Below are 26,458 nucleotides of genomic sequence, written 5' to 3'. Positions count from 1 at the left end.
AACAGGCCGCACCCACGCCACAGATCGCGAGGCACGCCATGAGCCGTGACAGGAAAGACCTTCCCGACAACCACCCCGCGCCGCACCGGGACGAAACCCCGGACGAGCGTCGCGAGCGCAAGCACAAGGAAAGCGAGAACCAGGACGAGGCGCTGGAAGAGACCTTCCCGGCGAGCGACCCTGTGTCCCCCTTCGTCCCGGCGAAGGCGCCCGACTGAACGTGGCGACCGGCGCCCTGCCCGCGCTCCTGGTGATCGACATGATCGGGATGCTCGACTTCCCCGGTGCCGACCGGCTGGCGCCTTCCGCCGTGCGCGCGGCGCGCGGCGCACGGACCTTGCGCGACCGCTTCCACCGGCGCGGCTGGCCGGTGGTGTATGCCAACGACAACTTCGCCCACTGGCAGTCCGACTTCCGCGAGCTGGTCGCGATGGCCTCGGCGATGCCGGGCGCGGCGAGCAGGATCGCCGGGCTGCTGGAGCCGACGCCACAGGACTACTTCGTACTGAAGCCCAAACACTCGGCCTTTCTCGACACCGCGCTGCCCGTGCTGCTGGCCAAGCTGGGCGTCCAGCGCCTGCTGCTGACGGGCATGGCGCTGGAAGCCTGCATCCTGGCCACCGCGATCGATGGCAACGCGCGCGAGTTCGAGGTCGCGGTCGCGCGCGAGGGCGTGGCCGGCAAGCCGGAACTGCGGGCCGCCGCGTTCAAGGTCCTGTCCGGCTCGAACGCCGCCGCCGTGGTCGCGCTTGATCGCGCCGTGGCCTGGTGCGCGCGCGCGGCGCGCTGAGCCCCGCGGACGTCCCCCGCCCCTCATCCCGCTTCGCGCCGAGGCCGCGCGCGGACCGGCGCCGCTGGCGGCCCGGTAGAATGCCTGGTTCCCACGCCACCGCAGTCCCGATGAACGATCCCGTCCGCACCGTCTTCCACGGCTTCGAGCAGATTCCCCTGCGCGAGTACGCCGAGCGCGCCTACCTCGACTATTCGATGTACGTGGTGCTCGACCGCGCCCTGCCCTTCATCGGCGACGGGCTGAAGCCGGTGCAGCGGCGGATCGTCTACGCGATGAGCGAACTCGGCCTCAACGCCACCGCCAAGCCCAAGAAGTCGGCGCGCACCGTCGGCGACGTCATCGGCAAGTTCCATCCCCACGGCGACAGCGCCTGCTACGAGGCCCTGGTGCTGATGGCACAGCCGTTCAGCTACCGCTATCCGCTGATCGAGGGCCAGGGCAACTTCGGCTCGCCCGACGACCCGAAGTCGTTCGCGGCCATGCGCTACACCGAGTCGAAGCTGACGCCGATCGCCGAGGTCCTGCTGGGCGAACTCGCCCACGGCACAGTGGACTGGGCACCGAACTTCGACGGCACGCTGGAGGAGCCGACCTGGCTGCCGGCGCGCCTGCCGCACCTGCTGCTCAACGGCACCACCGGCATCGCCGTGGGCATGGCCACCGACGTGCCGCCGCACAACCTCAACGAGGTGGTCAGCGCCTGCGTGCGCCTGCTCGACGATCCCGACGCGACCGTCGCCGACCTGTGCGAGCACGTGCGCGGCCCGGACTATCCGACCACGGCCGAGATCATCACCCCGGCCGGCGACCTGCGCGCGATCTACGAGACCGGCCACGGCAGCGTGCGCGCGCGTGCCACCTTCGAGAAGGAAGGCACGAACATCGTGGTCACCGCGCTGCCCTACCAGGTCAGCCCGGGCAAGGTGATCGAGCAGATCGCGGCGCAGATGCGCGCGAAGAAGCTGCCGTGGCTGGAGGACATCCGCGACGAGTCCGACCATGCCAACCCGGTGCGCGTGGTGCTGGTGCCGCGCTCGAACCGCGTCGACGCCGAGCAGCTGATGGGCCATCTGTTCGCGACCACCGACCTCGAGCGCAGCTACCGGGTCAACCTCAACATCATCGGCCTCGATGGCCGCCCCCAGGTCAAGGACCTGCGCAGCCTGCTGCTGGAGTGGCTGTCGTTCCGCTCCGACACGGTCACCCGCCGCCTGCAGCACCGCCTCGACAAGGTCGAGCGCCGCCTGCACCTGCTGGAAGGCCTGCTGGTGGCCTTCCTCAACCTGGACGAGGTGATCCGCATCATCCGCACCGAGGACGAACCGCGGCCGGTGCTGCAGGCCCGCTTCGGCCTCAGCGACGACCAGGTCGACTACATCCTCGAGACCCGCCTGCGCCAGCTGGCGCGGCTGGAGGAAATGAAGATCCGCGGCGAACAGGACGAGCTCGCGCGCGAACGCGAGCAGCTGGCCGCGGTCCTCGGCAGCAAGGCGAAGCTGCGCAAGCTGATCAAGGACGAACTGCTGGCGGACGCGAAGAAGTTCGGCGACGAGCGCCGCTCGCCGCTGGTCGCCCGCGGCGCGGCGCAGGCGCTGGCCGAAACCGACCTCGTCGCCAGCGAACCTGTCACCATCGTGCTCAGCCAGAAGGGCTGGGTGCGCGCGGCCAAGGGCCATGACGTCGACGCCTCGACGCTGTCCTACCGCGACGGCGACGGCCTGCTGGGCGCGGTGCGCGGACGCAGCACCCAGCAGGTCGCCTTCCTCGACTCGACGGGACGCGCCTATTCCACGCTCGCGCACGGCCTGCCTTCGGCACGCGGCAACGGCGAGCCGCTGACCGGGCGCTTCTCGCCCGCGGCCGGCGCCAGCTTCGTGGCCATGGCCAGCGGCGATGCGGACACGCGCTACACCGTCGCGTCCTCGGCCGGCTATGGCTTCGTCACCCGCTTCGAGAACCTGACCAGCCGGCAGAAGGCCGGCAAGGCGATGCTGAGCCTGCCCGAAGGCGCGCAGGTCCTGTCGCCGTCGCCGGTCGGCAACCTGCAGTCGGACCGCATCGTCGCGGTGACCAGCGCCGGCCACCTGCTGGCCTTCCCGGTGTCCGAGCTGCCGGAACTCGACCGCGGCAAGGGCAACAAGATCATCGAGATCCCCAAGGCCAAGCGCGGCACCGAGCGCGTGGTGGCGGTGGTGGCGGTGCCCGAGGGCGGCAGCCTGCTGGTGCATTCGGGCGCGCGCACGATGACGCTGTCCTGGCGCGATCTCGAGGCCTACCTCGGCGCGCGCGGCAGCCGCGGCGGCCTGCTGCCGCGCGGCTGGCAGAAGGTCGAAGCGCTTTCGGTGGAGTGATGGACCCCGGCTTCTGGCACGAGCGCTGGCGGGAGGGCCGCATCGGCTTCCACCAGCCCTCGGTCACGCCGCAGCTGGAGCGCCACTGGGACGCGCTCGGGCTGCCCGCGGGCAGCACCGTGTTCGTGCCGCTGTGCGGCAAGAGCCTGGACATGCGCTGGCTGGCCGCGCGCGGCCACCGGGTGCTGGGCGTGGAGCTGTCGGCGATCGCGGTCCGCGAATTCTTCGGCGAACAGGGCCTGGAGCCGACGCTGCGCGAGACGGCGTACGGCGTGCACCACGAAGCCGGCCCCTTCGAGATCATCGTCGGCGATGCCTTTCGGCTCGACCGCGAGGCGCTGGCCGCCTGCGCTGGCGTGTTCGACCGGGCAGCGCTGGTCGCACTGCCGCCCGACATGCGCCTGCGCTACGCCGGCAGCACCTGGGCGGCCCTGCCGCAGGGCTGCCGGGGTCTGGTGCTGACGCTGGAGTATCCGCAGGCGGAGAAGGCGGGCCCGCCGTTCGCGGTCGGGGCCGACGAGATGCAGGCGCTGTTCGGCGACGACTGGGCACCGGTCCTGCTCGAGCGCAGCGACATCCTGGCCACGGAGCCGCGCTTCATCGAGGCCGGCGTCGGCGCGCTGGCGGCGGCCACGTGGCGCCTGGAGCGGCAGCCGACGCGCTGAGCGCGGCACACGGCCTCCGCAGCGACCCGGTCGCGCCGTCGCCGGTACTACAATGCCGCGGGGCTTCGGGGACACCACCATGCTGCTTCGCTGGACCTTGCGGATCGCGCTCGCGCTGGCGGCGCTCGCCCTGCTGCTGTTCCTGACCAGCTGGTGGCTGCTGCGCGGCAGCCTGCCCCGGCTGGACGGCGGGGCCGAGCTGGCCGGGCTGTCCGCCCCGGTCTCGATCTCCCGCGACGCGCTGGGCGTTGTGACCGTGGCGGCCTCCGGCGAAGCCGACGCCATGCGCGCGCTGGGCTACGTGCACGCGCAGGAACGCTTCTTCGAAATGGACCTGATGCGGCGCTCGCCCGCGGGCGAGCTGTCGGCGCTGTTCGGCGCGGTGGCGCTGGACACCGACCGCCGACATCGCGTGCACCGCATGCGCAGCCGCGCGCGCGAAGCGGTGGACGCCGCGCCGGCGGCCGAGCGCGAACTGCTCACCGCCTACGCGGAGGGCGTCAACGCCGGACTCGGCGACCTGCGCGTGCGGCCCTGGGCCTACCTGCTGCTGCGCGCCCGACCGGCGCCATGGCGGCCGGAGGACTCGGTGCTGGTGGGGCACGCGATGTACTTCGACCTGCAGGACGCCGGCAACGCGCGCGAGCTGGCGCTGTGGCGTGTCCGCCCGCACCTGCCGGAGGCGCTGTATGCCCTGGTCGCGCACGCCGGATCGGACTGGGATTCGCCGCTGCTGGGCCGTGCCATCGGCGACGCGGCGCTGCCGGAGCCAGAGGCGGTGGACCTGCGCCGGCTGCCCGCGCCGTCCGACGGCGTGGCGCTGGGAATGCCCGGCGCCGATCCGGCCGCGGTGGGCAGCAACAACTTCGCCGTCGCCGGCACGCTGACGGCGCACGGCGCGGCGCTGGTGGCGGACGACATGCACCTGGGCCTGCGCGCCCCGGGCATCTGGTTCCGCGCGCGCCTGCGCTATCCGGATGCGCGCGCGCCCGACGGCCAGGTCGACGTGTCCGGCTTCACTCTGCCCGGCCTGCCGGCAGTGATCGTGGGCAGCAACGGGCACGTGGCCTGGGGATTCACCAACAGCTACGGTGACTACCTCGACTGGGCGCTGGAAACGCCGTGCGCAGAGTCCGTCACCGCCGTTGCCGACGATGGCGGTGCGGCGGCCGGCGACTGCACGCCACTCGTCGTCCACCGCGAGCCGATCGAAGTGGCGGGCGGCGAGCCCGAGGTGCTGGAGGTCGAGGAGTCGGCCTGGGGTCCGGTCCTGCACCGCACCGACGACGGCCGCGTGCTGACGCTGCGCTGGACCGCGCACCTGCCGGGCGCGATCAATCTCGGGCTGGCCGGCATGGCGCGCGTGCCGGACGTCGAACGCGCGCTGGTGCTGGCGCGCGACATCGCGCTGCCCAACCAGAACCTGGTGGTCGGCGACCGCGCCGGCCGCATCGCGTGGCGCCTGCTCGGCCCCGTGCCCCGGCGGGGCGCGGGCTGCGAACCGACGGCCCCCGTCGACCTGGCCACCACCGGCTGCACGCCCTGGCCGATGAGCACCCGGCACGGTCCGACCGTGGCCTCGCCGACCGCCGACCGCATCTGGACCGCGAACGCGCGCGTGGTGGACGGTACGGCGCTGGCGACCATCGGCGACGGCGGCTACGCGCTGGGCGCGCGCGGCGCGCAGATCCGCGACGCCCTGCGGGCGCGCGATCGCTTCGACGAACGCGACCTGCTGGCCATCCAGCTCGATGACCGCGCCCTGTTCCTCGAGCGCTGGCACGCGCTGCTGCTGGAGCGCGCGCGCGTGCAGGACGCCCCCGCCCTCCGGGCACTGGCCGATGCCAGCGCCGACTGGGATGGACGCGCCTCGGTCGACTCGACCGGCTACCGGCTGGTGCGGGCGTGGCGCAACGCGGTCAACGAACGCATTTCGCTCGGACTGCTGGCGCCCGCGCGCGCCGCGCTTGGCGATGCGTTCGAGATGCCGGCGCTGCCCCAGCTGGAGGGCGTGGCCTGGCCGCTGGTGACGCAGCGTCCGCAGCACCTGCTGCCGTCGCAGTACGCGGACTGGGACGCGCTGTTCGAGGAATCTGCAGCCGCGGTGCGCGACGAGCTCGCGCCGGCCGGTCCGCTGACGGAGCGCAGCTGGGGCGAGGCCAACACCGCACGCATCTGCCATCCGCTGGCCCAGGCCCTGCCGGGACCATTGCGCCAAACGCTGTGCATGCCGGCCGACCCGCTGCCCGGCGACAGCCACATGCCGCGCGTGCAGGCACCGGCGATGGGCGCCTCGCAGCGCATGGTGGTCGCACCGGGCCGTGAAGCCGAGGGCATCATCCACCAGCCCGGGGGCCAGAGCGGACACCCGCTGTCGCCGTTCTGGGGCGCCGGGCACGAGGACTGGGTGTCGGGACGGCCGTCGCCGTTCCTGCCCGGCGCGGCACGCCATTCCCTCGTGCTGGATGGGCGCTGAGGGCGGCCGCCGGGGACGATCACCGCGGATTCATCACGCGTGCGCAAAGTGTTTCCGCATCGTCCCGACCACTCGAAGGAGCCCACCATGGCGATCCGCAGACTCGACATCCTGGCGCTTGCGCTCGGCGTCGGCCTTGCCAGCGCGGCGACGGCCGCCGCGGCGCAGACCATCGGCTACAACGTCCGCACCGGCGACGTCTGGGTCGATACGCGCCTGGGCGAAATCAACGACTATGGCCGCCGCTACCGCGATCCGTTCATCGACGAGATGCACGGCTACTACGGTGCCCCGCGCCCCTTGCTGGTCGACCTGCTCGACCGTCGTGGCTGGGCGCCTGGCGATGTCTACTACGCCTGCGCCATCGCGCATGCACTCGGGGTGCCCTGCGTGGACGTCGTGCACGAATACGATCGCCATCCGGGCCAGGGCTGGGGCGCGGTGGCGCAGCGCATGGGCATCAAGCCCGGGTCCGCGGCCTTCCACGCGCTGAAGCGCGGCCAGGTCGACACCTATGGCCGCTGGGGTCAGACCGTGGTGATCGATCGCCCGGTGCGGGTCGACTGGTCGCGCTCGGGTCCCGATCGCGGCCATGGCCACAAGGGCAACGGCAACGGCGGCAACAACCGTGGCAACAGCGGTCGCGGCAACAATGGCCGCGGGAACAATGGCAACAACGGCCGGGGCAACAGTGGCAACGGCAACAAGGGGCGCGGCAACAACGGCAACGGCAACGGCAATAACGGCAAGGGCCACGGCAAGGACTGAGTCACCATCGCCGATCCGACGACGGCCACCGCCCGCGGTGGCCGTCTGCGTTCCGGGCCCCGCGCCGGTCACCAGCGTCAAGGGCGACCGCATCGTGGCGGTGCCCGAGGGCGGCAGCCTGCTGGTGCATTCCGCGCAGCGACCGCGGCAACATCGCGAAGCAAGGCGCTATCGCGCGGCCGCGTGCACCCCGGCCACCGCCCGCCCGGAAGGATCGGCCGCAGCCGCGAAGGCCGCGTCCCAGGCGATCGCCGCCGGCGACGAGCAGGCGATCGACGGCCCGCCCGGCACCGTCCGCGCGCAGGCTTCGCCCGGGAACGCGGCTTCGAACAGGCTGCGGTACCAGTAGGCCTCGCGCGTGACCGGCGGGACGTGCGGGAAACGCTTCGCGGCATCGGCGAAGGCGGCATCGCCCACGACCTCCGCGCCCCGCGCCTTCAGCGCATCGATCCAGCCATAGCCGACGCCGTCGCTGAACTGTTCCTTCTGCCGCCACAGGATCGACGCCGGCAGCACGCCTTCGAAGGCCTCGCGCAGCACCGCCTTCTCGATCGGCGGGCGGCCGTCAGGGCGAGGCGCGACCATCTTCGCCTCCGCGTCCATGCCCATCGCCAGCTCCAGGAACTCCAGGTCCAGGAACGGAACGCGCGCCTCCACGCCCCAGGCCATCATCGACTTGTTGGCGCGCAGGCAGTCGTACTGGTGCAGGGCGTCGAGCTTGCGCACGGTTTCCTCGTGGAAAGCGTCGGCGTCGGGCGCGCGGTGGAAGTAGAGGTAGCCGCCGAAGACCTCGTCGCTGCCCTCGCCGGACAGCACCATCTTCACGCCCATGGCCTTGATCCGGCGCGCCAGCAGGTACATCGGTGTCGACGCGCGCACGGTGGTGACGTCGAAGCTCTCGATGTGGCGGATCACCTCCGGCAGGGCGTCGATGCCCTCCTCCACCGTGTAGGTGAAGCCGTGGTGCACCGTGCCCAGCGCTTTCGCCGCGATCTCGGCCGCGGCCAGGTCGGGCGAGCCCTCCAGGCCGATGGCGAAGGAATGCAGGCGCGGCCACCAGGCTTCGGAGGCATCGTCGTCCTCGATGCGGCGACGTGCGAAACGCGCGGCGCAGGCCGCGACCAGCGAGGAATCGAGGCCGCCGGAAAGCAGGACGCCATAGGGCACGTCGGCCATCATCTGCCGGTGCACGGCGGCTTCGAACGCCTCGCGCAGCGCCGCCGGCTCGACGCGGCGGCCCAGCGTGGCCACGCGCTCGCGCCAGGGACGCTCGTAGTAGCGGCGAAGTTCGCCGGTGGCGGTGTCGTACCAGTGCCCCGGCGGGAAGACCTCGACGTCGGCGCAGCTGCGGGCCAGCGCCTTCATCTCGGAAGCCACCCACAGCCGGCCATCGCCGTCATGACCCCAGTACAGCGGGCAGACGCCGATCGGGTCGCGGGCGATGATCGCTCGGCCGCGGTCGCGATCCCACAGGGCGAAGGCGAAGATGCCGTTGAGGCGCGACAGCCATGCGCCGATGTCCTCGCAGGCAGCCCGTCGACGGCCCTCCACGCCGTCCATCGTTGCGGCGTAGAGCGCATTGATCACCTCGCAGTCGGAGCCGCTCTGGAAGTCATAGCCATCGCCGGTCGCGTCCTCCAGCTCGCGGTGGTTGTAGATCTCGCCGTTGACCGCCAGCACCAGCTGGCCATCGGCCGAGCGCAGCGGCTGCGCACCGCCCAGCGGATCGACGATGGCCAGGCGCTCGTGCACCAGCAGCGCGTTGGCATCGGCGTGCACGCCGCTCCAATCGGGGCCGCGGTGGCGCTGCAGCGCGGACAGCGACAGTGCGAGGGGACGCAGCACCGAGACATCGGCGCCGGGGCGGAGGTCGAAGATCCCGAGGATCGAACACATGGTGGGGCTCCTTGTGCCGGACGGCCGGCGGCGGGTGCACCCTGCGCGGGAAAAGCGAAACCCGCGCCGGGCGCGGGTTTCGGGGGGTATCGCGGTTGCCGCCGCCTAGCCTCCCGCCCACGCCGGGCGCGCGCGATTGTTCGAGCCGCGGTTGTGGGCGCGGTCGTTGCGGGCGATGGCGGGGGTGGCGGGGCGGTGCATGGAGCGAACGTAGCAGGGGGATCCGGTGGCGCGCAAGAAGAAGGGTTTCCGCGGGATTGCCCGCGTCCGCCCTTCGGGCAACTTCCCCAATTCCGCCGCCCTCACCCCACCAGAAGCTTCTCCACCAGCGCCAGATAGAGGCCCGGCAGCGCTTCAAGATCCGCCACCGACATGTGCTCGTCGACCTTGTGGATGCTGGCGTTCACCGGGCCGACTTCGATGCACTGCGCGCCCAGCGGCGCGATGAAGCGTGCGTCGGAGGTGCCGCCACCGGTGCTTTCCTCGGGCGCCGCCCCTGCCACCTCCGACAGCACCTCGCGCGCCGCCGCGCGCAGCGGGCCTTCCGGCGTGAAGAACGGCTCGCCGCTGCGGTGCCAGCGCAGTTCGAAGTCCAGGCCATGCCGGGCCAGCATCGCCTCGATCTCCGACTCCAGCCGCGGCGCATCCCAGTGCGGGTTGTAGCGGAGGTTGAAGTCCACGCGGAGCGCGCCGGGAATGACGTTCGTGGCGCCGGTGCCGGCGGCGACGTTGCTCACCTGCAGGCTGGTTGGCGGAAAGCTCTCGTAGCCCTCGTCCCAGCGGCGGCCGGTCAGCTCGGCGAGCGCGGCAAGCGCTTCGTGCACGGGATTGCGCGCCTGCTCGGGATAGGCGACATGCCCCTGCACGCCGCGCACTCTGAGTGCGCCGCTGAGCGATCCGCGCCGGCCCACGCGCAGCAGGTCACCCAGGCGCGCGGTCGAGGACGGCTCGCCGGTGATGCACCAGTCGATGCGCTGGCCACGCTCCCGGAAGGTTTCGGCGACGCGGCGCACGCCGTCGATCGCATCGCCCTCCTCGTCCGAGGTCAGCAGCAGGGCCACCGTGCCTGGATGCGCAGGGTGTGCGGCCACGAAACGCTCCAGCGCGACCACGAACGCGGCCACGCTGCCCTTCATGTCGGCGGCGCCGCGGCCGTACAGCATGCCGTCGCGGATCTCCGGCACGAAGGGATCGCTGGCCCAGGCCTCGCGCGGCCCGGGCGGTACCACGTCGGTGTGGCCGAGCAGCACCAGCACCGGCCCACCGTTGCCGTGCGTCGCCCAGAGGTTGTCGACCGCGCCGTGGCGCATCGACTCGCAGGCGAAGCCGGCGCGCCGCAGCCGCTCGGCGACCATCGCCTGGCAGCCGGCATCCTCCGGGGTGACTGACGGCCGCGCGATCAGCTCGCGGGCCAGCGCCAGCACCTCGCTCACCCGGCAATCCCGAAGCGCTGCTTGAAGCCGTTGTCGCTGAAGCCCTGGGTGACGCGGCCGTCGGCGGTCACCACCACCGGGCGGCGGATGAGCTGCGGATACTCGCGCAGCAGCAGCTTCCATTCCGCCTCGGAGCCGGGCGCCTTGCGGTGGGCGGGCAGCTCGCGCCAGGTCGTGGAGGACTTGTTGACCATCGCCTCGAAACCACCGAGTTTCCCCGCCCATTCCACCAGCGTTTCCGGCGAGGGCTTGTCGTCGCGGTAATCCACGAAGGCGTGTTCGACGCCGAAGCGGTCCAGCCAATTCAGCGCCTTCCGGCAGGTGTCGCAGTTCTTCAGTCCGTACAGGGTGGTCGTCATCGATGTGCCTCCGGGCTCAGAGCGCGTGCCCGCGCAGCAGGTCGTTGATCGAGGTCTTGGCGCGCGTCTTCGCATCGACCTGCTTCACGATCACCGCGCAGTACAGCGAGTGCGAGCCGTCCGCGGCCGGCAGCGAGCCCGCCACCACCACGCTGCCCGGCGGCACCACGCCGTAGCTGGTCTCGCCGGTCATGCGGTTGTAGATGCGCGTGGACTGGCCCAGGAACACGCCCATGCCGATCACGCTGTGGTGGCCGACGATGACACCTTCAACCACCTCCGAGCGCGCGCCGATGAAGACATGGTCCTCGAGGATCGTCGGCGCGGCCTGCAGCGGCTCGAGCACGCCGCCGATGCCGGCGCCGCCGGAAATGTGGCAGTGCCTGCCCACCTGCGCGCAGGAACCGATGGTGGCCCAGGTGTCGACCATCGTGCCCTCGCCGATCCAGGCGCCGATGTTCACGAACGAGGGCATCAGCACCACGTCGCGGCCGATGTGGGCGCCGCGGCGCGCGATCGCGCCCGGAAGCACGCGCGCGCCGAGCTTGCGGAAGGCGGCCTCGTCGAAATCCTCGAAGCGCATCGGGATCTTGTCCCAGTACGGCGCCGGGTACTGCTCCCCCAGCTCCATCTCCTGCACGCGGAAGTAGAGCAGCACCGCCTTCTTCAGCCATTCGTTGACCTGCCAGCCGCCGTTGCCGTCGGGCTCGGCCACGCGCAGGCGGCCGGCTTCGAGGCCTTCGATCGCACGGTCGACGAGCAGGCGCGTCGAACCTTCGATCTCCTCCGGCGTGAGCATCGAGCGGCGCGCCCAGGCGCTGTCGATCATGAAGGCGAGCTCGCGGTCGGCGTCGGCCACCTGGGGGGCGGCGGGGACGCGAGCAGGCGCAGGCGTCGCGACGGCGGTGCCCCGGGCCGCGGGCTTCGCCTTCGCGCGCGCCGCCGGAGCGGACGCCTGCTTCGACGGTGCCTTGCGGGGAGCCGCCGCCTTCCCGGCCGCGGCCGGCTTCGCCGGGGCCTGCTTCGCCGCCGCCTTCTTCACCGCGGCACGCTTCACCGCGGACTTCTTCGCAACCAGCTTCTTCGCATCCGCGGCGGCGGTCGTCGCGGCGGCCTTCTTCGCCGCCCCGGACGCCTTCTTCGCCGTGGACTTCTTCGCAATGCTCATTTCAGTTCCTCTCCGTCGATCCTCGCCAGCAGGGCCTCGCGCAGACGCGCGCTCGCCTCCCCGCCCAGCGGTTGCTTGTCTTCACCGGTCACCCGGAACACGTCCTCGGCGCGAGCGCCGAAGGTCGCGATGCGCGCGTCGTGCACGCGCAGTCCCTGGCTGCGCAGCACGTGCGCCACGTCGGCCAGCAGGCCGGGGCGATCGGTGCACACCAGGCTCAGCACCGTCGCGCTGCCGTCGGCGCTGGTGGCGAACTCCACCTGCGGCGCGATGCGGAAATGCCGCAGGTGGCGCGGCTGCGTGCGCTGCGCCGGGCGCACCCGGTCGAGCGGACCGGCGAGCACCGCGCCCAGCTTGCGCGCCACCACCTGCGGGTCGGCATCGGCGCGCGCGTCGCCGGGCAGCACCTGGAAGCTGTCGAACACCGTGCGCCCCGGGCCGTCGAGCGCGCGCGCCTGCTGGATCGCCAGCCCCAGCCGGTCCAGCGTGACCACGATCGCCGCGAACAGGCCGTCGCGATCGGCGCCGTGCACGAACACTTCCATCGCCGGGCTTCCCGCCGCGACCAGCCGCGCCTTGACCACCGCAAGCCCGGGATCATCGCCACCGGCCCCGTGCAGCGCGCGCGCCTGCCAGGCGATCTGCTCCGCGCGCGCGCGCAGGAAGCTGTGGGCGGGGAACCGCTCCAGCAGCGCCGCGGCATCGGCGGCGCCGATCCCGGACGCTTCAAGCAGCGTCGCTGCCGCCTCGCGGGTCTCCGCGATGCGCTCCGCCGCCGCCACCGGATGCTCCAGGCCGCGCCGCAGCGCGAGCCGCGTGGCATCGCGCAGGTCGGCGAGCAGGCGGTCCTTCCAGGCGTTCCAGAGCTTGGGCGAAGTGCCGGCGATGTCGGCGCAGGTCAGCAGGTACAGGTAGTCCAGGCGCTCGCGGTCGGCGACCTCGGTGGCGAAGCGGTGGATCACCGCCGGGTCGGCGATGTCCTGCTTCTGCGCGGTGACCGACATCAGCAGGTGGCGCAGCACCAGCCATTCCACCAGCGCCGTGTCGGCCTCGCCCAGGCCATGGGCCTCGCAGAACGCGCGCGCGTCGACCGCGCCGAGCTCGGAATGGTCGCCGCCGCGGCCCTTGGCGATGTCGTGGAACAGGCCGGCCAACAGCAGCAGCTCGGGCTTGCGCAGGCCCGGCCAGACCTCGTGTGCGCGCGAGAACCGCGCGTCCTCCTCGCCGCTGGCGAAACCGGCCAGGTTGCGCAGCACCGCCAGCGTGTGCTGGTCGACGGTATAGACGTGGAACAGGTCGAACTGCATCCGTCCCGACACCTGCGCGAAGGCCGGAATCCAGCGCCCGAGCACGCCCAGCCGCGCCATGCGCTCGAGGCTGCGCACCGGCGCCGGCCCGCGCAGCAGGCCGAGGAAGGCCTCGCGCTGCGCGGCGGTGGCCGCGGTGTACGGCGCAAGGTCGTCCAGCGCCTCGGCCAGCGCACGCGCGGTGTGGGTGTGCAGCCCGCGCAGTTCGCCCAGGCGCGCCCAGGTTGCGAACAGTTCGAACACCTCGCCGATGTCGCCGTGCGGCCAGCCGTGGTCGCGGGCGGCGAGGTAGCCGCGGCGCAGCTCGAAGCGCGCGTCCACCGCCTCGGGTTCGGCGGCGCCGTCGAAGTGCTCCTCGAAGCGCTGGTGCAGGCGGTCACCGATGCGGCGCACCACCGCCGCGCTGCGGTAGAAGCCCTGCATCATCTGCTCGACGCCGAGGTTGCGCGCATCGTCGGCGAAGCCCAGGCGCTCGGCCAGCGCCTTCTGGTGGTCGAAGCGAAGCCGCTCCTCGGCGCGCCCGGCCACCAGGTGCAGCCCGTAGCGCAGCCGCGCCAGCGCCTGGCCTTCGCGCTCGAGGGCGGCGGACTCGTCGGCACCGACGTGGCCCAGCGCCACCAGCGGCTCCAGCTCGTGGGTGCCGAAGGCGCGGCGCGCGATCCAGCCCAGCGTCTGCAGGTCGCGCAGCCCGCCGGGGCCTTCCTTCAGGTTGGGCTCGAGGTTGTCGGAGGTGTCGCCGAAGCGCGCATGGCGCCGCGCCTGCTCCTGCACCTTGGCGACGAAGAAGTCGCGCGCCGGCCAGGCCCGGTCCGGCGCGATCGCACGCGCCAGCGCCGCGCGCGCGGCGGCGTCGGCAACGAGCGGTCGCGCCTCGATCAGGGCGGTCATCACGCTGATGTCGGCTGCGGCCGCGGTGCACTGCGCGGGCGTGCGCACGGCGTGGCTCGCGGGCAGGCCCGCGTCCCAGAGCAGCGCGAAGAAGCGCGCCAGCACCGCCTCCGCCGCGCCGTCGGGCTCGCGTGCGGCCAGCACCAGCAGGTCGATGTCGGAATGCGGGAACAGGCCGCCGCGGCCGTAGCCTCCGACCGCGAACAGCGACAGAGCGGACTCCTGCGGCACGCAGCGCTGCCAGGCCTCGGCCACCACCGCGTCCACCGCGCGCGCGCGCTCGGCGGCCAGGCGCGTGGCGTCGACGCCGGCATCGAAGCGGGCCGCCAGTGCGGCCGCGCCTGCGGCCAGCGCCTCGCGGCGGGCCTGTGCCCAGCCGGCGTCGGCGGAGGCGTGGCTGCGGCCCTGCGCGTCGGAGGGCGCGGCCGCGTCCACGTCAGAGATAGCTGTCGTTGTCGTCGCCAGGCACGCGCGTCAGGACATCAGCGCCGTCGGCGGTGACCGCGATCATGTGCTCCCACTGCGCCGAGAGCTTGCGGTCCTTGGTGACCACGGTCCAGCCGTCGGGCAGCAGCCGCGTGTGGCGCGTGCCTTCGTTGATCATCGGCTCGATGGTGAAGGTCATGCCCTCCTCCAGCACCAGGCCCTCGCCCGGGCGGCCGTAATGCAGCACCTGCGGCTCCTCGTGGTACACGCGGCCGATGCCGTGGCCGCAGTACTCGCGCACTACGCTGAAGCGCTCGGATTCGGCGTACTGCTGGATGGCGTGGCCGATGTCGCCAAGCGTGGCGCCCGGCTTCACCGCGCGGATGCCGCGGAACATGGCCTCGCGGGTCACCTCCACCAGGCGCCTGGCCATCACCGACGGCGTGCCGGCGAAGTACATGCGACTGGTGTCGCCGTGCCAGCCGTCCTTGATGACGGTGACGTCGATATTGACGATGTCGCCGTCCTTCAGGATCTTGGCCTCGTTCGGGATGCCGTGGCAGATGACGTTGTTGACCGAGATGCAGGTGGCCTTGGGATAGCCCTTGTAGCCGACGTTGGCCGGCGTGGCCTGCTGCACGTTGACGATGTGCTCGTGGCAGATGCGGTCGAGCTCCTCGGTGCTGACACCGGGCTTCACGTGCGGGGCGATCATCTGCAGCACTTCGGCGGCCAGGCGGCCGGCGACGCGCATCTTCTCGATCTCTTCGGGGGTCTTGGTGGTGATGGCCATCGGGACATTATCGCTCATCCGGCGGCCTTCGGGCCCCGGCCTTGCCCGGAAGGCCCGTCACGGCTAGAATTCGCGGGTTCCGCAGCCGGATCCCGGCCCGGAACCGCCCACGACGGGCGTCACCGTCGAATACACACCTGACGCCACAGCCCGCCCCGGGGTGTCCAGCGCAGCAGGGCCGCAAGGCCCGGCAGCATCGGATTCGGAGGCGGAAGCGCCAGGGAGGCCCAACCCCGGAACCCATCGTCCGCCGCGTGCGGGCAAGCCGCCCCTACCCTTTCCCGGCGGCCGGGTTCCATGCCAGGAGTTCTGCAATGCCCCAGATCACCATGCGCCAGATGCTGGAAGCCGGCGTCCACTTCGGCCACCAGACGCGCTACTGGAACCCCAAGATGTCGCCGTACATCTTCGGCGCCCGCGGCAAGATCCACATCATCAACCTCGAGAAGACCGTCCCGCTGTTCTCGGACGCGATGAACTTCATCTCGGGCATCGCCCAGAAGCGCGGCATGATCCTGTTCGTCGGCACCAAGCGCAGCGCGCGCGAGGCGATCAAGGAAGAGGCCGAGCGCTGCGGCATGCCGTACATGACCCAGCGCTGGCTGGGCGGCACCCTGACCAACTTCCGCACCGTGAAGGGCTCGGTCTCGCGCCTGAAGACGCTGGAAGCCGGTGAGACCGACGGCACCTTCGACAAGCTGGTCAAGCACGAAGTGCTGGGCCTGCGCCGCGAGCGCGAGAAGCTGGAAGCCTCGCTGGGCGGCATCAAGGAGATGAACCGCCTGCCCGACGCCCTGTTCGTGATCGACATCGGCCACGAGGACATCGCCATCAAGGAAGCCAAGAAGCTCGGCATCCCGGTGATCGCGGTGGTCGACACCAACTACGACCCCTCGCTGGTCGACTACGCCATCCCCGGCAACGACGACGCCATCCGCGCCGTGCAGCTGTACGCCCGCGCCGCCGCCGACGCCGTGCTCGAGGGCAAGGCCGCCGCGCCGAGCGCCGCGACCGTGCGCGAGGAAGAGTTCAGCGAAGGCGGCGAAGGCGAGAAGCCGCGCCGCGCGCCGGCCCGCAAGAAGGCCGATTCCGCCGAAACCAAGCCGGACGAGGCCAAGGCCGAGGGCGCGAAGGCCGAGTAAGGCCCTCCGCGTCGCACGCCTGACACGCGGCCGCGCCACCATGCGCGGCCGCGCATTTTGAAACATCCACAGATCCCGAGGTCCCCAATGGAAATCACCGCTTCCCTGGTCAAGGAACTGCGCGAGCGCACCGGCGCCGGCATGATGGAGTGCAAGAAGGCGCTCACCGAGGCCGGCGGCAACATCGACGCCGCCGCCGAGGCGCTGCGCAAGTCCGGCCTCGCCAAGGCCGACAAGAAGGCCGACCGCGTCGCCGCCGAGGGCCGCGTCGCCTTCGCGCAGGCCGGCGACCGCGCCGCCATCGTCGAGATCAACTCCGAGACCGACTTCGTCGCCAAGGACGAGAACTTCGTGGCCTTCTGCGAGACCGTGGCCCAGGCCGCCGTCGGCGTCGACGACGTCGAGGCGCTCAAGGCCGCGACCATCGGCGGCCAGACCGTCGAAGAGGCCCGTGCCGCGCTGATCGCCAAGGTCGGCGAGAACGTGCAGGTCCGCCGCATGGTGGCGATGCAGAGCGCAGACAACGTCGCCGGCTACGTCCACGGCGGCCGCATCGGCGTGCTGGTCGAGCTCAAGGGCGGCGACGCCGAGCTGGCGCGCGGCCTGGCGATGCACGTGGCGGCCATGAACCCGCCCTACAACAAGGCCGCCGACGTCCCGGCCGACTTCGTCGCCAAGGAGAAGGAGATCGAGCTGGCGAAGATGAGCGACAAGGATCGCGCCAAGCCGGCCGAGATCCTCGAGAAGATCATCGGCGGCAAGATGGCCAAGATCGTCAACGAGGTCACCCTGTACGGCCAGCCGTACGTGCTCGACACCGACAAGTCGGTCGAGCAGGTGCTTAAGGCCGCCGGCGCCGACGTCGTGCGCTTCGAGCGCCTGGCCGTCGGCGAGGGCATCGAGAAGGTGGTGGAAGACTACGCCGCCGAAGTAATGAAGCAGGCCGGCCTGGCCTGATCGATCGTCCGGCGTCGCAGCCGAACGGAGGAAAAGCCGCGGCATGCCGCGGCTTTTCTGTTCCTCCCCCCGAGCGAGGGACCATCCGCTCCCGACGCGTGAGAAGGTCGGAAAAAACCGGCCGCCATCGCTGGCGGCCGAAAGGAGCCTCAAGACGCACTATCGAGTCTAGAAGTCGGCCCGGATCGAGAACCTGATCGCCCGCGGATCGGAGTAGCTGATCACGCGGTGCGCCTGGCTGTAAGGCAAGCCGGGGCCACCATTTTCGCCGTACTCGATCTGGTTCTGCGCCGACTGCCTGTCGAAGACGTTGAAGATGTCCAAGCCGAACTTGAGCTGGTTGTTCGCGAAGTTCGGGGCGTAGGTCACGCCGAGGTCGAGCCGGTAGCTCCAGGGCATGTTGCCTTGGCTGCCCCGCGGCGACGGCTGGTTGTTGCAGTAGAAGTAGTACGGGCCACCGTAGGCGTAGTAGGTGTTGAACTCTTCGTTCTCGGGAGTCTGGGGGTAATAGCCCATGCAGTTCTTCGGCCGCCCCGAGAATGCGGACATGGTGGCGGACAGGCCCCATTCCGGTGACGCCTGGTAGAAGCCGAACGCCTTGACGTAGTGCTTGCGGTGGTTGGGCAGGTACCCGTTTGCCAGTTCCATCAGCTCCGGATGGTCCCAGTCCTGGGTCTGCCCCACGTCGGTCTGGCCGATGTCAGACTTCAGCTGGCCCTCGGCATTGCCATAGTTGCGCGACAGGGTGTAGTCCACCCGGCCGAACCACGTCCCGTCGAAGGGGCGCTCGACGAAGAAGTCGATGCCCTGGTAGCTGCGCTTGAGCTTGGGGAAGCCGAGCTCGCCCGCCGTCAACGGCACTTCGACGAAGTTGCCCGTGCCGTCGTCCAGGAGGAACGTGTTCGCTTCGCCGGGGTTGAACAGGCGGCAGTTCGCCAGCGCGTTGCCGAGGTTGTCCGCGACCTCTTCCGAGTAGCCGTTGTCGATCGCCCAGTTGTAGGCCGGACGGTAGTCGCACATGTCGTCGATCGCTCCCTTCAGGTCACGATAGACGTAGCGCGCACCGACGGTGAGGCCGTTCTCGAACGCCTTCTCGATACCGAGCGCGTACTCGTCCTGGTAGTGCGACTTGATTCCCTTGGCGGCCACCGACCTCGGGTCCGGCGCCTGGCCGTATTCGCGGTTGGCCGAATACGGGCCGTCCCCGAGTTCCACCAGCCCCAGCGGAACGCCGGTGACCGGATCGATGCCGGTGAACGAGAAGTACTCGTTGGTGTAGAGCGAACCCGCCGCGCCACGCAGCGCCACGTTGTTGGGCATGGCCAGGTGGTAGCGGCCGGCATTGCCGTATACCTTCAGCGACGAGTCGCCCAGGACGTCCCAGCTCACGCCGATGCGCGGGGCCCACTGGTCCTTCTGCTCGACATAGACGATGCCGTCGGCATTGTAGTTCTTGAACGTTTCGTTGCGGATGCCGAGCGTGAGCAGCCACTGGTCGTTGACCTGCCACCGGTCCTCGACGTAATAGGCGGCCTGCTCGACCTTGAAGGTGCCGCCGTTCTCGTAGATGTACTGCGACACGTATTCGCCGTTCGAGGGGCAGACCGCGCCACCGCCGCCGGCGATGGGCTGCCCCGCCGTGCACGGGCCATAGCGCCAGGAGTAGCCCGGACCGGACATCTGGGTGCCAGCCATGCTCTCGGAGTCCTGACGGTCGTAACCGAAGCGCAGGCCATGGTCGCCGAGCCGCCACTCGAGGTCGAGGCGTCCGCCGCGCGTCTCGTCGTAGGCGCCTTCGTAGGCCAGGCGCTCGATCGTGCCGCGACTGATCTGCTCGTCCACCGGGCGGGAATCGGCCACGTAGACCTCGGAAGGGTCGTATCCGAAGGGCGTTTCGATATGGTCCACCGACTGTTCACCGTAGACGGCCGTCAGCGTCAGGTTGTCGCTCAGGTACCCGGTGTACTTTCCGATGTAAAGCTCGCCACCGTCTTCGTAGTAGATGCCGCCGGTCCTTTCGCCGAGCCTGAACGCGTCCTGGCCCGGCGTGTAGACGAACGAATAGTTGTCGCGGGTTTCCTTCTCGGTGTCCGAAACGGCGGTGAACTCCAGCAAGTGGTTGTCGTTGATGTTCCAGTCGATCTTGGCCATCCAGCGCGGGTCTTCCAGGTTCGCCTTCAGCCAGCCCGCATCGCCACCGGGTCGGGCCGTGCCGGGCGTGGAAATGCTCTGGTTTGTCAGCTCACCGCTCGCGTAGATGAACAGCCGGTCCTTCACCAGTGGACCGCTGGCGTACATGCCGTACTTCACCTCGTTGGCCTCACGCATGCTCCGGCGCGAGTACACGAGTCCGTCGAATGCCGGCAGCCCATTGTGTTCGTAGCGGATGTCCTCGTAGTTCCCGCGGAGCCCCTTCGGCGTGTACATCATCTCGCCGCCGAACTTCCATTCGTTGCCACCGCGCTTGGTCACGATGTTCATGACGCCGCCCGTGGAGCGGCCGAACTCGGCGCCATACCCGCCGGTGATGACCTGGGCCTGGCCGATCGCGTCGAAGGGCAGCGTGGTCGATCCGATGTTGGTCAGCGGATTGGTCACGGCATAGCCGTTGATGTAGATCGCGTTCTCCGATGCAGCGGAACCGCCGAAGGACGCCGCTCCCGGATAACGGGAGTCGGCCAGGACCACGCCTGGCGCGAGCAGCGCCACCTGCTCCAGGCTTTCGCGCACCGGAAGCTGTTCGAGCCGTTCGCTGGTGAACACCCGCCGTGTATCCGTGGACGACACGTCGATGACCGGCATACGGCTGCCTGTGACCTGAACGCCGCCGAGGGTGGTGACGTCCCCTCCAGCGGCCGCGCCGCCAGACACCTCGGTGCCGCCACCGATCACTACCTGCACGCCGGGGTTGAGGACCGTCTGCTGGCCGCTCTGGTCGACAGCGACCGAATAGGTTCCCGTGGGAAGTGCGCCGATCGAGTAGCGGCCCGAAGCATCGACGGTGATCTGGCGCTGGAACCCGGTGTCGTTGTTTCTCACGGTCACCACCGTGCCGGGCTCCATGCCGGAGCCGAAAATCGAGCCCACGGCGCTGGACTGGGCCTGTGCGGCACCGGTCGCGAAGAGTGCGCCCAGGGCCAGCGTCAGTGCGGTCTTGCGCAGATGCCTGCGCGTGGCGGTTTTGTTCAGGTTCAAATCGGTACTCCCCGGTTGCAAAAAAAGGATCACGGATGGACCTTCAAGTCACACGCCCTTGGCGCGCCGTCCGTCCATTCCTGCGGATGGTTCTCTCTTCCCCGGGCCTCGACGACCCTGCATGACTTTCGTCACGAGAGCGAAATTCGCTCCGAGTGACCATTTAAGTCAAGTTCATGACGTGAATCGGCAGAAATTAGTCCTTTTTTGTGAGTTTCGTCACATTTCAACCCGGGGATGGGTCGCGGCACCTCGCCGGCGCCGCCGGGACCGCATGCCGCAGTTCGCATGCCCGCAGGCAGACGGTCGGGTAGAATTCACCGGTTTGCCACTGCCAAGGCCCCGCACATGTCCCAGCTCGCCTACCGTCGCGTCCTGCTCAAACTCTCCGGCGAGGCGCTGATGGGCGACGAGGACTACGGCATCGATCCCAAGGTCATCCACCGCCTGGCGGCCGAGGTCATCGAGGCGCAGGCCGCGGGCGCGGAAGTCGCGCTGGTGATCGGCGGCGGCAACATTTTCCGCGGCGCGGGCCTGGCGGCGGGCGGCATGGACCGGGTCACGGGCGACCAGATGGGCATGCTGGCCACGGTGATCAACGCGCTGGCGATGCAGGACGCGCTCGAAAAGCTCGGCGCCAAGGTGCGCGTGATGAGCGCGATCAAGATCAACGACGTCTGCGAGGACTACATCCGCCGGCGCGCGATCCGCCACCTCGAGAAGGGCCGGATCACGATCTTCGCCGCCGGCACCGGCAACCCCTTCTTCACCACCGACTCCGGCGCCGCCCTGCGCGCGATCGAGATCGGCGCCGACCTGCTGCTCAAGGCCACCAAGGTGGACGGCGTCTACGATTCGGACCCCAAGAAGAACCCGGGCGCCACGCGCTTCGACCGCCTGTCCTACGACGAGGTCCTGGGCCGCGACCTGCAGGTGATGGACACCGCGGCGTTCGCCCTGGCCCGCGACAGCGACCTGCCGCTGCGCATCTTCGACATGGAGCAGCCGGGCCAGCTGCTGCGCATCCTCAAGGGCGAGCCGATCGGCACCCTGGTCCAGGGCCGGGGCTGACACTTCCCGGAGCGCCCGCCGGCGCCGGCTTCGCCTATAATCCCGCGATTGCGAACAGGAGCGGGCAGCCGATGCTCAACGAGATCAAGAAGGACGCGCAGACGCGCATGGCCAAGAGCGTGGAATCGCTGCGCCACGACCTGACCAAGGTCCGCACCGGCCGCGCGTCCACCGCGCTAGTCGACCATCTGAAGGTGAACTACTACGGCTCCGACATGCCCCTGACCCAGGTGGCCTCGGTGGCCGTCAGCGACGCCCGTTCGCTCACCATCACGCCGTGGGAGAAGCAGATGGTCGCCGCGGTCGAGAAGGCCATCCTCGCCTCCGACCTGGGCCTGACCCCGAACACGGCCGGCACCACGATCCGCATCAACCTGCCCGCGCTCACCGAGGAGCGCCGCCGCGAGCTCACCAAGCTGGTGCACTCCGAGGGCGAGTCGGCCAAGGTCGCCATCCGCAACATCCGCCGCGACGCCAACCAGCAGGCGAAGGACCTCCTGAAGGAGAAGGCGATCAGCGAGGACGACGAGCGCCGCTTCGAGACCGAAGTGCAGAAGCTCACCGACGACGCCATCAAGGACGTCGACGAGGTGGTGAAGGCCAAGGAGCAGGAGCTGATGGCGGTCTGAGGGCGACTCGATGAGCGCCCCGTCCGCCACCACCGCAGGCATTCCGCGACACGTCGCCATCATCATGGATGGCAACGGGCGCTGGGCCGCGCGCCGCCGCCGGCCGCGCATGATCGGCCACCGCGCCGGCGCGCGCGCGGTGAACCTGTGCATCGACTTCTGCCTCGAGCGCGGCGTCGCGGCGCTGACCCTGTTCGCGTTCTCCAGCGAGAACTGGGGCCGTCCGGCCGACGAGGTCGGTGCGCTGATGAAGCTGTTCCTCAACGCGCTCGATCGCGAGGTCGCCGAGCTCCATCGCCGCGGCGTGCGTGTGCGCTTCATCGGCGAGCGCGGCCGCTTCGACGCCGGCATCGTCGCGCGCATGGACGCCGCCGAGGCGCTCACCGCCGGCAACCGTCGGCTCACGCTCGCCATCGCCGCCAGCTATGGCGGGCGCCAGGACATCGCCGCGGCCGCGCGCGCGCTGGCGGTGGAAGTGGCCGAAGGGCGGCTTCGCCCCGCCGACATCGACGAGGCGGCGATCGCGCGCCACGTCGCCCTGTCCGACCTGCCGCCGCCCGACCTGTTCATCCGCACCGGCGGCGACGTGCGGATCAGCAATTTCCTGCTCTGGCAGCTGGCCTACACCGAACTCTGGTTCACCGACGTGCTCTGGCCGGACCTCGACAGGGCGACCCTCCAGCAGGCGCTGGACGACTTCGCCAGCCGTGAACGCCGCTTCGGCCTGACCGGTGACCAGGTCGCCGCGGCCACGCCCCCGGAGACCGCATGACCCGTACCCGCATCCTCGCCGCGCTCGTCATGGCCCCGGTGGCCATCGCCGCCGTGCTGCTCCTGCCCACGCCGTGGATGATGCTGGCGGCCGCGATCGTGTTCCTGGCCGCGCTCTGGGAGTGGTTCGGCCTGGCCGAGGTCGACGATTCGCTCGCCCGCGGCGCGCTGCTGGTGCTGAACCTGATGCTGATGGTGGCCCTGGTCTGGGGCACCGGCGGCACGGCGGCAACGCTGGTGCTGTTCAAGCTCGCGGTGGTGCTGGGCGTGGTCTGGTGGCTGCTGGCCATGCTCTGGCTGGTCCACTACGACTTCGCGTCCGACCACGACACCCATGCGCGCGTGTTCAAGCTGGCGGCTGCGACGTTCGCGGTGGTGCCGGCCTGGTGCGGGCTCGCCCTGCTGCACAACGACGGCCCCGGCTGGCTGCTGCTGGCGCTGATGGTGGTCTGGGCCACCGACACCGGCGCCTATTTCGCCGGGCGCGCCTTCGGCAAGCGCAAGCTCGCCCCGCGGATCAGCCCCAACAAGACCGTCGCCGGACTGGTCGGCGGCGCGCTGCTGGGCGTGCTGGTGGCGACGATCGGTGCCTGGATCCTGGGCACCGCCCCGGCGCAGCTGCCGCTGGTCGCCCTGGTGGCCCTGCTGACGGTGCTGTTCTCGGTCGTGGGCGACCTGCTCGAGAGCCTGCTCAAGCGGCACGTCGGCGTGAAGGACTCGGGCAACCTGATCCCGGGCCACGGCGGCGTCATGGACCGCATCGACAGCGTGCTGGCCGCGCTGCCCGTGTTCGCGCTCGGCAAGATCTGGCTGGGCTTCTGATGCAGCGCGTCGCCGTCCTCGGCGCCACCGGCTCGATCGGCACCTCGGCGCTCGACGTCATCGCCCGGCATCCGGAGACGATGCGTGCGTCCGCGCTCGCGGCCGGCCGCCAGGTCGAGGCCCTGCTCGAGGCCTGCCGCCGCCACCGCCCCGACGACGCCGCCATCGCCGATGAAGCAGCCCTGCCGCGCCTGCGCGAGGGCCTGCGCGAGGCCGGCCTCTCCACCCGCGCCCATGCCGGCATGGAGGCCATCGCCGCGCTGGCCCGTGACGGCGGCAGCGACACCGTGGTGGCCGCGATCGTCGGCGCCGCGGGGCTGGATTCGACCCTCGCGGCGGCGAACGCGGGCAAGCGCCTGCTGCTGGCGAACAAGGAATCGCTGGTGCTTGCCGGCGAGCTGGTGATGGCGGCCGCCCGCGAGCACGGCGCGCGCATCATCCCGATCGACAGCGAGCACAACGCCATCTTCCAGTGTCTGCCCGCCGACGGCGACTGCGCCGACGTGCGCCGGCTGGTGCTCACCGCCTCGGGCGGCCCGTTCCGCGGTCGCGACCGCGCGTCGCTGGCGGAGGTGACCCCGGCGCAGGCGGTGGCGCATCCGAAATGGTCGATGGGCCCGAAGATCTCGGTCGACTCCGCCACGCTCATGAACAAGGGCCTGGAGGTGATCGAGGCCCACCACCTGTTCGGCCTGCCCGCCAACCGCATCGACGTCCTGGTGCATCCGCAGAGCCTGGTGCATTCGCTGGTCGAGTTCGTCGACGGCTCCACTCTCGCCCAGCTGGGCCTGCCGGACATGCGCACCGCGCTCGCGGTCGGCCTGGGCTGGCCGCGGCGCATCGCCTCGGGGGTCGGCGGCCTCGACCTGCTGGCGCAGGGCCGGCTGGACTTCGAGGCCCCCGATACCGATGCCTTCCCCTGCCTGCGCCTGGCCTTCGACGCGCTGCGCGCGGGCGGCACGGCGCCGGCGGTGCTCAACGCCGCCAACGAAGAGGCGGTTTCAGCCTTCCTTCAGGGCCGGATCGGTTTCCTGTCGATCCCCGCGCTGGTCGAAGACGCGCTGGCCGCGCTGCCGGCACGGCCCGCCGCGTCCCTCGGGGCGCTGCGCGATGCCGACGCCCTCGCCCGCGCCTCGACCCGCGCCGCCCTCGCCCGCCACGCAATCTGACGAGCACGCCAACGCCATGACTACGTTCCTCGGTTCGGTGTGGTGGATGATCGTCAGCCTCGGCGTGCTGGTGACCTTCCACGAGTTCGGGCACTTCTGGGTCGCCCGCCGCAACGGCGTCAAGGTGCTGAGGTTCTCGATCGGCTTCGGCCGCCCGCTGTGGAAGCGCGTGGGCCGGGACGGCACCGAGTACGTGATCGCCGCACTGCCGCTGGGCGGCTACGTGCGCATGCTCGACGAGCGCGAAGGCGACGTCGCCGAGGACGAACGCGACACCGCGTTCAACCGCAAGTCGGTCTGGCAGCGCATCGCGATCGTGGCCGCGGGACCGGTCGCCAACCTTGTGCTGTGCGTGGCCCTGCTGTGGGCGATGTTCGTGATCGGGCGGCCGGACTACCAGCCGCTGCTGGGCCAGGTGCAAGGCGTGGCGGCCGAGTCCGGCCTGTCGCGGGGCGACACCCTGCTGGCCGTCGGCGACCGCGCCACGCCCACCTGGAGCGAGGCCTCGATGGCCCTGGTGACCGCGGCCATCGACCGCCGCGACGTCGAGGTCCGGCTGCGCACCGCCGCCGGCCAGGACGCCTTGCGCACCCTGCGGCTCTCCGCACTCCCCGCGGACCTGGACCAGCGCCGCGCGATGCAGGCGATCGGGCTGGTCCCGCAGGCGTTCGTCCTGCCGCCCGACGTCGGCCGCGTGGTCGAGGACAGCGCCGCCTGGGGCGTGCTCGCCGAGGGCGACCGCATCACCGCCATCGACGGCACCCCGGTCCACGCCTTCGCCGACATCCGCCCGCTGGTGCAGGCGCTGGGTGAACAGGGCGGCGGCGGCATGATCGAGGTCGAACGCGACGGCGAACGCCTGGCGCTCGAGGTGACGCCGACGCAGGCGACTCCGGGGGATGGCGGCGCGCCGTTCTGGGCGCTCGGCATCGAGCCGGACGCCGGCAGCGGTGCCCGCCACGACGCGACCCTGCGCCACGGCCCGCTCGCGGCCGTCCCCGCCGCGCTCGGCGAGACCTGGCGGCTGGCGCGCGACACCGTCGGCATGGTCTGGCGCATGGCCAGCGGCCGGGCGTCGGTCGAAAACGTCTCCGGCCCGATCACCATCGCCCGCTACGCCAACGCGTCGGCGGGGCTGGGCCCGGCCTGGTTCCTGAACTTCCTCGCCCTGCTCTCACTGAGCCTGGCGATCATCAACCTGCTGCCGATCCCGATCTTGGACGGCGGTCACCTGTTGTATTACCTTATCGAGTTGGTCAAGGGCAGCCCCTTGAGCGAGCGCGCCATGATCGCCGGGCAGTACATCGGCCTGGCGATGCTCGCGGGCCTGATGGGCCTGGCGTTCTACAACGACATCCTGCAACTGGTGCGATGACGCC

The 26,458-nt window shown here is 70.8% G+C and carries 21 protein-coding genes; 14 read left to right on the top strand and 7 right to left on the bottom strand.

Annotated elements, in window-relative coordinates; all coding sequences use genetic code 11:
* Positions 1 to 38: 38 nt before the first annotated feature.
* The 6 genes from IE168_RS04445 to IE168_RS04420 all read left to right on the top strand — a co-directional run bounded on the left by IE168_RS04445 (position 39) and on the right by IE168_RS04420 (position 7,053).
* Complete coding sequence (locus IE168_RS04445; protein ID WP_189495624.1) at positions 39 to 218, top strand: hypothetical protein; 180 nt, start codon at positions 39 to 41, stop codon at positions 216 to 218.
* Between the two features lie 2 nt (positions 219 to 220).
* Positions 221 to 790 (top strand): cysteine hydrolase family protein, encoded by a 570-nt coding sequence (locus IE168_RS04440; RefSeq protein WP_229823097.1) that lies wholly within the window; start codon positions 221 to 223, stop codon positions 788 to 790.
* Positions 791 to 900: 110 nt separating this feature from the next.
* Positions 901 to 3,144 carry a DNA topoisomerase IV subunit A gene (gene parC / locus IE168_RS04435; protein ID WP_189495622.1) on the top strand — a complete coding sequence of 748 codons (2,244 nt, stop codon included), beginning with the start codon at positions 901 to 903 and terminating at the stop codon, positions 3,142 to 3,144.
* A complete protein-coding gene (locus IE168_RS04430; RefSeq protein ID WP_189495620.1) occupies positions 3,144 to 3,809 on the top strand; it encodes a thiopurine S-methyltransferase in 666 nt (221 codons plus the stop codon). The genes parC and IE168_RS04430 overlap by 1 nt, the downstream gene beginning before the upstream one ends.
* A gap of 79 nt (positions 3,810 to 3,888) precedes the next feature.
* On the top strand, positions 3,889 to 6,285 hold the full coding sequence (locus IE168_RS04425; RefSeq protein WP_189495619.1) for a penicillin acylase family protein: 2,397 nt from the start codon (positions 3,889 to 3,891) through the stop codon (positions 6,283 to 6,285).
* A gap of 87 nt (positions 6,286 to 6,372) precedes the next feature.
* A complete protein-coding gene (locus IE168_RS04420; protein WP_189495617.1) occupies positions 6,373 to 7,053 on the top strand; it encodes a hypothetical protein in 681 nt (226 codons plus the stop codon).
* 168 nt (positions 7,054 to 7,221) lie between these two features.
* Here the strand turns inward: IE168_RS04420 and asnB are convergent, their stop codons facing one another.
* The 6 genes from asnB to map form a co-directional block, all read right to left on the bottom strand.
* Complete coding sequence (gene asnB / locus IE168_RS04415; RefSeq protein ID WP_189495615.1) at positions 7,222 to 8,949, bottom strand: asparagine synthase B; 1,728 nt, start codon at positions 8,947 to 8,949, stop codon at positions 7,222 to 7,224.
* 302 nt (positions 8,950 to 9,251) lie between these two features.
* Positions 9,252 to 10,382, bottom strand: coding sequence for a succinyl-diaminopimelate desuccinylase (gene dapE / locus IE168_RS04410; protein ID WP_189495613.1), 1,131 nt, complete (start codon positions 10,380 to 10,382; stop codon positions 9,252 to 9,254).
* Positions 10,379 to 10,741, bottom strand: a complete 363-nt coding sequence (locus tag IE168_RS04405; protein ID WP_189495611.1) for an arsenate reductase — start codon at positions 10,739 to 10,741, stop codon at positions 10,379 to 10,381. The genes dapE and IE168_RS04405 overlap by 4 nt, the downstream gene beginning before the upstream one ends.
* Positions 10,742 to 10,757: 16 nt before the next feature.
* Positions 10,758 to 11,909 (bottom strand): 2,3,4,5-tetrahydropyridine-2,6-dicarboxylate N-succinyltransferase, encoded by a 1,152-nt coding sequence (gene dapD, locus IE168_RS04400; protein WP_189495609.1) that lies wholly within the window; start codon positions 11,907 to 11,909, stop codon positions 10,758 to 10,760.
* The gene (gene glnD, locus IE168_RS04395; RefSeq protein ID WP_229823095.1) at positions 11,906 to 14,539 is read right to left on the bottom strand and encodes a [protein-PII] uridylyltransferase; all 2,634 of its coding nucleotides are present in this window, start codon (positions 14,537 to 14,539) and stop codon (positions 11,906 to 11,908) included. The genes dapD and glnD overlap by 4 nt, the downstream gene beginning before the upstream one ends.
* 1 nt (position 14,540) lies before the next feature.
* Positions 14,541 to 15,323 carry a type I methionyl aminopeptidase gene (gene map, locus IE168_RS04390; RefSeq protein ID WP_189495607.1) on the bottom strand — a complete coding sequence of 261 codons (783 nt, stop codon included), beginning with the start codon at positions 15,321 to 15,323 and terminating at the stop codon, positions 14,541 to 14,543.
* A 314-nt stretch (positions 15,324 to 15,637) separates the two neighbouring features.
* Between map and rpsB the strand changes: the two genes are divergently transcribed.
* Positions 15,638 to 16,465, top strand: coding sequence for a 30S ribosomal protein S2 (gene rpsB / locus IE168_RS04385; protein ID WP_189495605.1), 828 nt, complete (start codon positions 15,638 to 15,640; stop codon positions 16,463 to 16,465).
* 87 nt (positions 16,466 to 16,552) lie between these two features.
* The gene (tsf, locus tag IE168_RS04380) at positions 16,553 to 17,422 is read left to right on the top strand and encodes a translation elongation factor Ts (RefSeq protein ID WP_189495603.1); all 870 of its coding nucleotides are present in this window, start codon (positions 16,553 to 16,555) and stop codon (positions 17,420 to 17,422) included.
* A gap of 168 nt (positions 17,423 to 17,590) precedes the next feature.
* Here tsf and IE168_RS04375 read toward each other — a convergent pair whose 3' ends face one another.
* Positions 17,591 to 20,617: a TonB-dependent receptor gene (locus tag IE168_RS04375; RefSeq protein ID WP_229823094.1), complete on the bottom strand. Its 3,027-nt coding sequence runs from the start codon at positions 20,615 to 20,617 to the stop codon at positions 17,591 to 17,593.
* 348 nt (positions 20,618 to 20,965) lie between these two features.
* On the opposite strand from IE168_RS04375, the gene pyrH reads away from it, so the two are divergent.
* From pyrH to rseP, 6 genes are all read left to right on the top strand, one after another.
* A complete protein-coding gene (gene pyrH / locus IE168_RS04370) occupies positions 20,966 to 21,688 on the top strand; it encodes a UMP kinase (protein WP_189495601.1) in 723 nt (240 codons plus the stop codon).
* A 71-nt stretch (positions 21,689 to 21,759) separates the two neighbouring features.
* Complete coding sequence (frr, locus tag IE168_RS04365) at positions 21,760 to 22,317, top strand: ribosome recycling factor (protein ID WP_189495599.1); 558 nt, start codon at positions 21,760 to 21,762, stop codon at positions 22,315 to 22,317.
* A 10-nt stretch (positions 22,318 to 22,327) separates the two neighbouring features.
* The gene (uppS, locus tag IE168_RS04360; RefSeq protein ID WP_189495597.1) at positions 22,328 to 23,089 is read left to right on the top strand and encodes a polyprenyl diphosphate synthase; all 762 of its coding nucleotides are present in this window, start codon (positions 22,328 to 22,330) and stop codon (positions 23,087 to 23,089) included.
* The gene (locus tag IE168_RS04355) at positions 23,086 to 23,910 is read left to right on the top strand and encodes a phosphatidate cytidylyltransferase (RefSeq protein ID WP_189495595.1); all 825 of its coding nucleotides are present in this window, start codon (positions 23,086 to 23,088) and stop codon (positions 23,908 to 23,910) included. Before uppS ends, IE168_RS04355 begins: the two co-directional genes overlap by 4 nt.
* A complete protein-coding gene (locus IE168_RS04350) occupies positions 23,910 to 25,079 on the top strand; it encodes a 1-deoxy-D-xylulose-5-phosphate reductoisomerase (RefSeq protein WP_386660027.1) in 1,170 nt (389 codons plus the stop codon). The genes IE168_RS04355 and IE168_RS04350 overlap by 1 nt, the downstream gene beginning before the upstream one ends.
* Positions 25,080 to 25,095: 16 nt before the next feature.
* Complete coding sequence (rseP, locus tag IE168_RS04345) at positions 25,096 to 26,454, top strand: RIP metalloprotease RseP (RefSeq protein ID WP_189495593.1); 1,359 nt, start codon at positions 25,096 to 25,098, stop codon at positions 26,452 to 26,454.
* The last annotated feature ends 4 nt before the right edge of the window (positions 26,455 to 26,458 follow it).

Origin of the sequence: Luteimonas padinae, assembly GCF_014652935.1 — a bacterium.
In the GTDB taxonomy this organism is placed as follows: Bacteria; Pseudomonadota; Gammaproteobacteria; order Xanthomonadales; family Xanthomonadaceae; genus Luteimonas; species Luteimonas padinae.
This window is presented reverse-complemented; position numbering and strand designations above follow the sequence as displayed.

Excerpts from the sequence above, each read along its gene's own strand:
- IE168_RS04445 (WP_189495624.1), top strand. The coding sequence starts at position 39 with ATGAGCCGTGACAGGAAAGACCTTCCCGACAACCACCCCGCGCCGCAC.
- parC (WP_189495622.1), top strand. The coding sequence starts at position 901 with ATGAACGATCCCGTCCGCACCGTCTTCCACGGCTTCGAGCAGATTCCC.
- IE168_RS04430 (WP_189495620.1), top strand. The coding sequence starts at position 3,144 with ATGGACCCCGGCTTCTGGCACGAGCGCTGGCGGGAGGGCCGCATCGGC.
- IE168_RS04425 (WP_189495619.1), top strand. The coding sequence starts at position 3,889 with ATGCTGCTTCGCTGGACCTTGCGGATCGCGCTCGCGCTGGCGGCGCTC.
- IE168_RS04420 (WP_189495617.1), top strand. The coding sequence starts at position 6,373 with ATGGCGATCCGCAGACTCGACATCCTGGCGCTTGCGCTCGGCGTCGGC.
- asnB (WP_189495615.1), bottom strand. The coding sequence starts at position 8,949 with ATGTGTTCGATCCTCGGGATCTTCGACCTCCGCCCCGGCGCCGATGTC.
- IE168_RS04405 (WP_189495611.1), bottom strand. The coding sequence starts at position 10,741 with ATGACGACCACCCTGTACGGACTGAAGAACTGCGACACCTGCCGGAAG.
- dapD (WP_189495609.1), bottom strand. The coding sequence starts at position 11,909 with ATGAGCATTGCGAAGAAGTCCACGGCGAAGAAGGCGTCCGGGGCGGCG.
- map (WP_189495607.1), bottom strand. The coding sequence starts at position 15,323 with ATGGCCATCACCACCAAGACCCCCGAAGAGATCGAGAAGATGCGCGTC.
- rpsB (WP_189495605.1), top strand. The coding sequence starts at position 15,638 with ATGCCCCAGATCACCATGCGCCAGATGCTGGAAGCCGGCGTCCACTTC.
- tsf (WP_189495603.1), top strand. The coding sequence starts at position 16,553 with ATGGAAATCACCGCTTCCCTGGTCAAGGAACTGCGCGAGCGCACCGGC.
- pyrH (WP_189495601.1), top strand. The coding sequence starts at position 20,966 with ATGTCCCAGCTCGCCTACCGTCGCGTCCTGCTCAAACTCTCCGGCGAG.
- frr (WP_189495599.1), top strand. The coding sequence starts at position 21,760 with ATGCTCAACGAGATCAAGAAGGACGCGCAGACGCGCATGGCCAAGAGC.
- uppS (WP_189495597.1), top strand. The coding sequence starts at position 22,328 with ATGAGCGCCCCGTCCGCCACCACCGCAGGCATTCCGCGACACGTCGCC.
- IE168_RS04355 (WP_189495595.1), top strand. The coding sequence starts at position 23,086 with ATGACCCGTACCCGCATCCTCGCCGCGCTCGTCATGGCCCCGGTGGCC.
- IE168_RS04350 (WP_386660027.1), top strand. The coding sequence starts at position 23,910 with ATGCAGCGCGTCGCCGTCCTCGGCGCCACCGGCTCGATCGGCACCTCG.
- rseP (WP_189495593.1), top strand. The coding sequence starts at position 25,096 with ATGACTACGTTCCTCGGTTCGGTGTGGTGGATGATCGTCAGCCTCGGC.